Source organism: Halochromatium sp. (assembly GCF_054919635.1).
Genome location: NZ_JBUDPI010000136.1, coordinates 1 through 8,929, shown reverse-complemented (window position 1 = coordinate 8,929; position 8,929 = coordinate 1). Strand labels below are relative to the sequence as shown.

At 62.3% G+C, this 8,929-nt stretch carries 9 protein-coding genes; 3 read left to right on the top strand and 6 right to left on the bottom strand.

Going from position 1 to position 8,929, the window contains the following annotated elements:
* The 6 genes from ACY693_RS09935 to ACY693_RS09910 all read right to left on the bottom strand — a co-directional run.
* Positions 1-194 (bottom strand): hypothetical protein (locus ACY693_RS09935; protein ID WP_462321671.1); only part of this gene is annotated, 194 nt, incomplete at its 3' end.
* Between the two features lie 109 nt (positions 195-303).
* A complete protein-coding gene (locus ACY693_RS09930) occupies positions 304-492 on the bottom strand; it encodes a CsbD family protein (RefSeq protein ID WP_462321670.1) in 189 nt (62 codons plus the stop codon).
* Positions 493-772: 280 nt separating this feature from the next.
* Positions 773-2,221, bottom strand: coding sequence for a sigma-54-dependent transcriptional regulator (locus ACY693_RS09925; RefSeq protein WP_462321669.1), 1,449 nt, complete (start codon positions 2,219-2,221; stop codon positions 773-775).
* Between the two features lie 342 nt (positions 2,222-2,563).
* Positions 2,564-3,346 carry an endonuclease/exonuclease/phosphatase family protein gene (locus ACY693_RS09920; protein WP_462321668.1) on the bottom strand — a complete coding sequence of 261 codons (783 nt, stop codon included), beginning with the start codon at positions 3,344-3,346 and terminating at the stop codon, positions 2,564-2,566.
* Positions 3,347-3,362: 16 nt separating this feature from the next.
* Positions 3,363-5,612: a VTT domain-containing protein gene (locus ACY693_RS09915; protein WP_462321667.1), complete on the bottom strand. Its 2,250-nt coding sequence runs from the start codon at positions 5,610-5,612 to the stop codon at positions 3,363-3,365.
* A 141-nt stretch (positions 5,613-5,753) separates the two neighbouring features.
* Complete coding sequence (locus ACY693_RS09910; protein ID WP_462321666.1) at positions 5,754-6,299, bottom strand: hypothetical protein; 546 nt, start codon at positions 6,297-6,299, stop codon at positions 5,754-5,756.
* On the opposite strand from ACY693_RS09910, the gene ACY693_RS09905 reads away from it, so the two are divergent.
* The 3 genes from ACY693_RS09905 to ACY693_RS09895 all read left to right on the top strand — a co-directional run bounded on the left by ACY693_RS09905 (position 6,298) and on the right by ACY693_RS09895 (position 8,773).
* Positions 6,298-7,095 (top strand): hypothetical protein, encoded by a 798-nt coding sequence (locus tag ACY693_RS09905; RefSeq protein WP_462321665.1) that lies wholly within the window; start codon positions 6,298-6,300, stop codon positions 7,093-7,095. The genes ACY693_RS09910 and ACY693_RS09905 overlap by 2 nt on opposite strands.
* The gene (locus tag ACY693_RS09900) at positions 7,092-7,451 is read left to right on the top strand and encodes a response regulator (RefSeq protein ID WP_462321664.1); all 360 of its coding nucleotides are present in this window, start codon (positions 7,092-7,094) and stop codon (positions 7,449-7,451) included. Before ACY693_RS09905 ends, ACY693_RS09900 begins: the two co-directional genes overlap by 4 nt.
* Positions 7,452-7,690: 239 nt before the next feature.
* Positions 7,691-8,773 carry an efflux RND transporter periplasmic adaptor subunit gene (locus tag ACY693_RS09895; protein WP_462321663.1) on the top strand — a complete coding sequence of 361 codons (1,083 nt, stop codon included), beginning with the start codon at positions 7,691-7,693 and terminating at the stop codon, positions 8,771-8,773.
* Positions 8,774-8,929 lie beyond the last annotated feature (156 nt).

The following is an 8,929-nucleotide window of genomic DNA, read 5'->3' as shown; positions in this document are numbered from 1 at the left end:
TCCCGCGCTGACTCACCGACGCCACCGCTCACCCAAGGCGTGCCGAGATAGGTCCCCTGATCGCTTGGGTCCTTCTTTTGTGCCAGCGTTGTTTCGGCTGCCAGGGCACTCGTGGCGCCAACCACGGCCAGGCCAATCGCCATGACGGTCGCCAGCGCGGTTGAAAGCGTCGCGATACGTTGTAAAGCGTTCATCATGTTGAGCTCCTAAGGCTTAGTCACTGTCTTTTTGCTTCCCGATAATCGCCCCCCTTCGTCGCCCTGAAGTGGCGCTTGAATCGGGAAGACACTGATGGACGGTTTCTTAGCTTTTGTCGTCTAACTGCTTATTGGCTTCTTCTTTGGTCATGCCGTAAAGCTCCTGCAGCCGGCCGACCATCTTGTCGCGCTCGCCATTGATCTGGGCCAGGTCATCATCAGTGAGCTTGCTCCACTGAATCTTGAGCTCGCCTTTGGCCTGTTCCCAGTTGCCTCGAATCTGTTCCCAGTTCATATCGCCTCCCGTGTGTTGTCTCGTCTGAGGTTCATTGGTTTGAGCCCAGAGAACAGCAGGGGCTGTGCCAGGTTGACGGGATCGACGCTCAATGGCGCAGATAGGTCTCAGATGGCTCACCGAATGGCGGCCTGGGGTGCCATTGCCGAGTCAGGAAGAGGATGAAGCGGGGCATTTCGACACCAGCTTGGGGCAAATCCCCAAGTGCACCAACTCGCTGCTGTCGCGACAATGCGCTGCGCTTGCTCGCCAGCCTGAGCATCCCGCGTGGGCAGGAAGACTAATCGGACGCAGGGTCAGGCGCCATCATCGGTGCTGACGAACTCGCTGGCTCTGCCGACTCTGCGCCAAGCCCGTATTTTTGGATGCGATAGCGCATCGTCTCTCGCGTGGTGCCAAGGGCGCGCGCCGCCGCGGTCACGTTGTAGTGGCTGCGCTCAAGCGCCGTACGGATGATATAGCTGTCCATCTCGTCCAACGCCATGCTGCCATCCAGCGGGATCATGAGTCGGTCACCTTCGACGCTAGGACCGCTGCCTGGTGCCGCCGCAACGCCTTGCCCAAGCTGCAGCCATTCGATCGGGAAGACGCTATCTCGGGCCAGCAGGACCGCCCGCTCGACGACATTGCGCAGCTCACGCACGTTACCCGGCCAGTGATAGCTGCGCATCTGCTCGTAGACCGCCGCCGGCACCTCCCGCACCTGACGCCCGGAGCGGGCATTGTATTCGTCGATCAGCACTGGGACCAACTGCTCAAGATCATCGAGGCGCTCGCGCAGCGGGGGCAGATCGAGCCGAAACACCGAAAGACGGTGGAACAAGTCACTGCGGAACTCACCACTGCGCACCCGCTCTTCCAGACTCTGGTTGCTTGCGGCGATGATCTGTACGTCGACCTCGATCGAGCGCTCGCCGCCGAGCCGGCGCAGGCGCCGGTCTTCGAGCACGCTCAGCAGCTTGGTCTGCAGATCGAGATCCATCTCGGCGATCTCGTCGAGGAACAGGGTGCCCTCGTGCGCCTGCTCCAGGTAACCGCGGTGACGACCCTTGGCGCCCGTAAAGGCGCCGGCCTCGTGACCGAACAGCTCGGACTCGAGCAGCTCGCGCGGCAGCGCAGCGCAGTTCACCTCGACCAACGGGCCGTCGACGCGCGGACCGCCATGATGAAGGATGCGGGCGACCAGCCCCTTACCGGTGCCAGTCTCACCGCCGATGATCAGCGCGCTGAAGGGCACCTCTGCAAGCCGCGTGATCAGCCGGCGGGTCTCCTCCGTGGTCTTGCTTGATCCAATGTAGGAGGTTGGCGCATAGCGGCGACTGCGATCGCGCGTCTGCGTCTGCAAGCGCCGCTGCGCCAAGGCGCTGCGCCGCGCGCCGGCAACCACGATCTCCAGCCGGGCTAATGGACAGGGCTTCTCGAGAAAGTCATAGGCGCCAAGACGCAGCGCACGAACCGAATCAGGAACGCCACCATAGCCGGTCAAGAGAATCCATTCGCCTGGTATGCGCTGCTCGCGCACGGTCTCCATCAGGTCGAGCGCGTTCCCATCTGGCAAGCTCATATCCGCCAGGATCACCAAGGGCTCAAGCTGTTGGCTGGTGAGGATCTCGCGGGCGTTCCCGAGCCGCTCAGCGACCTCGACATCCCAGCCCTTGCCTGAGAAATGTCGCTTTAGCTCGAGGGCAAGCGCGCTCTCGTCTTCGATAATCAGTAAGGAATCGGCCATCGTGCTTCGGGTCTCAATCGCGAAGGGTGCAGAGCAGGTTGCCAGCCGTCTGTTTCCTGGCGGTGCTCGTTATGGCTGCGATTGCAAGAATGACCACCGGACAATCGGTCCACAGCAAATTCGTCAATCTCATCGAGGAGCTCCGAGGTCTTTGGCACGGGCCGTGCTGGGTCAGGTCGACCTCTAAAACAAAAGCAACATTAATGCCGCGCATCCCCGAACCTCTCTGGCTCGCTCAGGCTAGGCCTCGGAGGCGCTGAGTCAGTCGCCGTCAACGGCCAGCGGTTGTAATGCACCACCATCGAGGTCAAAACGCCCAATCTTCACTCCAAGGCTGCGCGCCTACCCTAGCAGGCACTCACCGAGACGCAACCGGGCTCGCAGCGGAAGATGATCTGACGCGGCGCGGGTCGCAGCCGTGCTTACCACTGAGGCCTCGAGCAGCTCGAGCCCGGCACCGTGCCAGAGTCGGTCCAGCGCAAACAGCGGCCAGCGCGAAGGAAAGCTTGCCGGCGTCGGCGCCGGTCTCAGCAGGCGGTTGATCTGCGCAACGCGGCGGCTGCCGCGCCGCCACTCATTGAAATCCCCCATCAGGACGACAAGCTCAGAGCCATCGGTGCCCATATCGCGCAGATACGACAGGATGCGCTCGATCTGACGCTGGCGCTCAGACTGGCTGAGACCAAGGTGCGTCGCCAGACACCGAAGCACCAACGGAGCCGCGCTTGCCAATGAGCTTGCTGCGCCTGCTGCATCTGTTGATTCCTGTGGAGCCAGGCTGGCCAGACTGATTCTGACGTCGATGAGCCCACGCGGCTCGCGTCTTGGCTGGCTGATATCCAACAGGTGATGGCTCAGCACCGGCAAGCGGCTCAGAAACAGGTTCCCGTAGTGATGCGCTCCGCGCCGCATGGTGTGACCGAGCCGCACCTCGTAGCCAAGTGCCTCCAGACGCTGGAGAAAGATCAGCGGCGCGGTCCGAACTGGCGTCTCGACCTCCTGCAAGGCAATCAGATCGGCATCGAGCTCAGCGATCGTCTCGGCGATCCGCAATGGGTCCTTGCGCCGATCACCGCCCACTGCACGATGGATATTGTAGCTGGCCACCGTTAGCGTCTTGCCCACGCCAGACTCGCTCTCCTCAGCCCGATCTGCGCAGCAAATGCCGCCCGAGCCAGCGCCTGATACCGAGCCTGTCCGAGATAAAGGCCCAAAGCAGGCCCGCAACGATCAAGCCACCGCCAACCACGAACGCCAGCGAGCGCATATCTGCGCGCCCGAGAACCTCGAGCAGGCCCTGTGAGAACAACGCCATCAGGATCACCGCTGGCGCCATTCCAATCAGCGTCCCGATTAGATAGTCGCGGAACCGGACCTGGATCGCCCCAGCAATCAGATTGAGCAGCGCGAACGGCGCCACCGGCACGATACGCACCACCACGATGGTAAAGACACCGCTGCGCTTCAGGCGTTGACGCAGATCGCCGAGACGCCCACCAAGGCGATGCTCAGCTGCTCGGGCACCGGTGAAATGGCCGAGCTGATAGCCAGCAACCGCAGCCAGGGTTGAACCCCCGAGTGCAAGCAGGGCGCCGGGCAGCGGATTGAACATCAGGGTCGTGACCAAGATCAGCAGTGTGACCGGTACCGCGGCAAGGCTGGCGAGCACGAAGGCGGCGAGCACGACCGGTATACCCCATGGCGAGTGGGCCATCCCTCGCGCAGCCTCGGCCAATCGCTGCGGCTCGAGCCAATCGCCAACCGGCGTCCAGCGCCAGAGCGCGGCGAGCACCAGGAACAGCAGCACTAGGCCAACACCAAGGAGCAGACGCCAGCGCGCATGGGGCGCATGCTCCTCGCCGATCACGACATCCTCAACCCAGTCTGACGACAGCGGCCGATCAGGATCAATCAGACGCTCATCCGGAAACTGGCGATCCCATTCCTGGTCTAGGCTGGGCTCAAGCGGGCGGAGCCTGAGATCACCGCGACGCCGGCTCGATCCATCGTCAGCGTCGTGCTCGCCCGCACCCTCAGCCTCAATCAACTGGACGAGCGCATCGCCAGCGCCCAAGCCCCCAGCCCCCTCCTCCGCCGCGGCAAGGGTCTCGGGCTCCACTGACAGAAACATCGCCAGCAAGCGTCGACGCAGGTCTCGGATCTTGGAGCGCGCGGCCTCCGTGTCGCCGACCACACAGAGATCGCACTCGCTGTCGAGCCCCATTGAGCGGTTGCTGAGATTCGATGAGCCAAGCCGCAGCACGTGGTCATCGATGATCATCAGCTTCGCGTGCACCATCAGGCAATCGTCGCCAAGTGCAGGCAGATCCGGGTAGTAGCAGCGCAAGCGCCCGTGTTGATCGGCCTCACGCAGCCCTTTTAGCAGCCGAGCGCGAATCAGATCCATCGTGTGCTGCTCAAGCCAATGACCGGTCTCGCGCGGCAGTATGATCAGGATCAACGGTCCTTCTGGCTGCTCCAAGCTTCGTCTCAGCGCCGCCGCAACCGAGCGCGAGGTCAAGTATTGGTTTTCGATGTAGATGAGCTCTCGCGCGGCCTCGATCATATCCAAGTAGAGCTGCTCGGACTCTCGAACCTCGGCACGACCGGCAAACGCCGGCAGGGTGCGCGCGATGCCAATCTCCTGGCGCTGAAACAAGGGTTCCAGCCGCGCTGGCCAGGCGTCGGCGACAGTCTTGGCGTCAGCGACCTTGCTGGCGCCCTCATCGGCTGTTGCCCCTGGGTGAAGCAGCGGTGAAGCAGCGCCCCCAGCCCGTTGCCAACGCTCGGCAAAGAGCTCACAAAGGGCACGCGCCGCATCCGCATCGACCAGCATCTGCAGGTCGTGAAAGGGTGGATAGCGATCGCTGTCAGGATCTATCCGGCGCGGCTCCTCGGCACGATGCGCACTGGTATCCCAACGCCATTTGCTGATATCAAAGCCACCGCACCAGGCCAGCCCCCCGTCGATCAGCACCAGCTTCTGGTGCTGGCTGGCCATCAAGGGATGCGCATCGTCGAGGATGAAATGCAGCCGCGGATGCCGTTTATCCGCGTCTTTGTGCCAGGGCACCTCGCCAAAGAACAGCGGCTCGCGCTCAAGTGCATAGATCGGCGCATAATCCCAGAGCAGGATGAAGATCTCGAGTTCTGGGCGCACCTCCAGCAGGCGGAGCAGCAGATCCCCAAAGGCGGTTGGCCACCCATCCTCGGGGTCTGGACGCACCAGCTCGAGTCGACTGTGGATGTCCCAGGCGGCGATCGCGATGAACCGATGCGCCGCGATAAGGCTGTGGCGCAACATGCCAAAGTAGCACTCGCCATCGACACAGAGACCAACGCGCTGGGCCGTCTCAACTCGCCAGCAGTTGCGTCCTGCAGCCAAGTCCATTGCATACATCTCCAATCCATGCGGCTTCGAGACTGTCAAAGCCTTGCTCCTACCGGCCTTCGGCAGTCAGAGAGCCTCGGGCCGTGGACGCCTCCACCGCAGACTCGCTCGCTTAGATTCGCTGGGCCTGCAATCAGCCTCCTACTTGACCTCGCCGATGATCACGTTCTGGAAGCGTGCAATCACGCCATCTCCCACGGCAACGCCCTCGAGCAGGCTGGGGTCATCGACATCCAGGGTGCGCGTCTGGTTCGGTCCTTCGATGGTCACGGTGCCGCTGGCCTTATCCATCGAAACAACCTTGCCGTAGACCGTGAGCGTGTCGGTGATGCTGCCGCTTGGCTTCTTGCCAGGGAGACGATCCACATCAGTGCTGCGCTCGCTTGCGACCGGTCCGGCCTCATCCGCAGGAATCAGCTCGATCAGGGCGGTCGAGAGCTCGTTAATCGTCACCTCATCACCGATCTTGATCTGATCGAGGCGCGTCACCTCTGGCGGCACGTGCAATACGTGATAGTCGCCCTCGGCGTCCTTGAGCGTCATTAGACGTGTCTCGGGATTGACCACCATGACCTTGCCGGTCAGCTGAGCGCCCATCATGCCAGCAACCGCCGGCTCATCGGTTTGTGCCAGGAGCGTACTCGGCAGGGTGACGCCGAGCAGCAGTCCAAGTGATCTCTTCTGCATGGTCGATATCTCCTCTCGTTGTTGTTGGTCTGGTCGTTGGTCGATCGCAATCTGGCGACAAACTAACGAGGTCGGCTGCAAGGCGCAACTTCTAAGACGGCAAGGCTTGCCAACCAAGACCGGTGGTCGTCGTCGCTGCGCGGCAAAGATTGATCAAGAAATGCGTGCAATGACCGTTTTATCTGTAGGGGGTCTGCTACGCTTAAGGGAGACGGCGGCTCGCCCTATGAACACCCAATCTTCGCATAAAGCCTATGTGCATCGTATCGATGCTGACGGACGCATCAGCTTCGTTAACAGCGAATGGCTCGCATTCGCCTCTGAAAACGGCCTTGAAACAGACGCCCAGACCGAGCTCGGTCGGTCACTGTTCTCGGTGATCGCCGACGAGGAGACGCGCCATATCTACAAGCTGCTGATCGAACGGACGCGCTCGTCGCAGCAAGCCTTGGAGTTCGGCTACCGCTGCGACGCTCCGGACCGCCGTCGTTGGATGCAAATGCGGATGCGCTACCTCGCCGAGAGCGACGAGGTCGAATTCGCAAGTCGATTGCTTCGCGCCGAGACAAGGCCGCACATGCCGCTGATCGCCCTGGACCGGATCAGGCCAGCCTCACAACGCATCCTGGCGATGTGCAGCTGGTGCAAATCGGTCCTCGCTGAGCAGACATGGGTTGAGGTGGAGCAGGCTGTGATACAGCTGCGCCTCTTTGCGACCCATGCGATGCCGCGGATCAGTCATGGCATCTGCCCCGACTGCAGCAAACGCCTATTATCAACGGAGCCTGGACCATGAGAATCCTCGTCGTCGACGACAACCGGTTGCTCGCAACCTGTCTCGCGGATCACCTCATCTCGCGTGGCCATCAGGCCGTCGCTGCGTTCGATGGCCACCTGGCAGAGATCTTCTGTGATCGCGATGGCTATGATCTGGTCGTGATCGACATGGTGCTGCCCGAGGTCGACGGGGTTGACCTGCTGGAGCGCTTGCGTCAAAAACAGCATCGCTGCCGAGCGATCATCATTACCGGCTTCTCTGAGCTGCACGAAAAGGAGACCGAGCGTCTCTCGCATCTCGATGTTGCAGCCGTCTTGGAGAAGCCATTTTCGTTCTCCGATGTCGACGCCTTGGTCGAGCGCGCCACGGCCTGATCGGTCCGAGCAAGCTGACCCTTGAGCGCGCGCTCGCCCTTGCGGGGCCCGAACCAGGCACGAACCTAAACCTTGAGCGCGAACCTAAACCTTGAGCGCGCGTCTAAACGGGTGCCGGCTGTTAGCGACAGCGCTCGCTCCACCCACTTCGATCGGAGCGATTTCCACCTGATCAGCCGATAGGAGGCGACAAGCACGCCGCCTTCTACCGTCACATTGTTTAGAAGGACCCAGCTTCCATGCAGCGTTCGGTCATCTTGGCGTTTGGTCTCGCAACCGCCGTCACGCTTTGGATGCTCAGCGGCACGCTCGTCGACGCCTCACGGGTGCAGCAGCCTACCGATGGCAAGGCGGAATCGGTCGCATCGCTTCAGCCGATGCGAGTGTTGGTATCGGCAAGCCAGGCCGCCGAGGTCGATCGGGAGATACTGACCCAAGGGCAGCTCGAGCCAAGGCGCCGAGTCAAGCTCCGTGCCGAGACCGATGGCAAGGTCGCGCGATTGCCGGTTGAAAAGGGCGCCAGCGTCGAGGCCGGCGCTGTGCTGGTCGAGCTAGCCGAGGACGACCGACCCGCACAACTGGCACGAGCGGAAGCTCAGCTGGCCGCTCACCAGCTGGAGCTGGCCGCCTCCGAAACACTCGGTAGCCAGGGCATGCAGGCGCGCACCCAGATCAAACAGACGCAGGCGGCGGTCGCGAGCGCCGAAGCCGAACTCGCTCGGCTCAGACTCGATATCGATCGACTCCAGATCCGCGCGCCCTTTGCCGCTGTGGTCGAAGCCCGCGACGTTGAGCTGGGTAGCCTGGTCCAACGCGGCGACGAGGTCGCGGAGCTCGTCGACAACAGCCGCCTGAAGGCGACCGGCCAGGTACCGCAGCAGAGCGCGGCCGATCTCGAGCTTGGTCAGCCGGTGCGGGTCAAGCTCCTCGATGGGACCGAAGCCAACGGCCGACTGAGCTACATCTCCCAGGTCGCCGACGCGCAAACGCATAGCTTCCGAATCGAGGCCGACATCCCTAACCCAGACCTCGCCCTTACTAGCGGCGTCAGCGCCGAGCTCCGAATTATGGTCGGCAAAGAGCGCGGACATTTCCTGTCGCCGGCGGTCCTGACACTCAGCGACGATGGGCGCATTGGTGTGCGCACCGTGGACGATCACGAACAGGTCTCGTTCTATCCCGTCAGGCTCATTCACGCCGAGATGGACGGCGTTTGGGTCTCAGGACTGCCGCTGAACGTCAACATCATCATCCAAGGACAAGGCTTCGTCAGCGAGGGAGAACGGGTCACACCCGTGCAAGCGACTCAGGACCGCTCGTGAGCCAACTCATCGAGCTCGCATTCTCCCGCGGCCGCACGGTGCTGCTGACGCTCAGCTTCCTGCTCGTAGCCGGGCTCGCCGCCTATCAGGCGATTCCCAAAGAGGCCGAGCCCGACGTCACCGTGCCGATCATCTACGTCGCAATGTCTCATGACG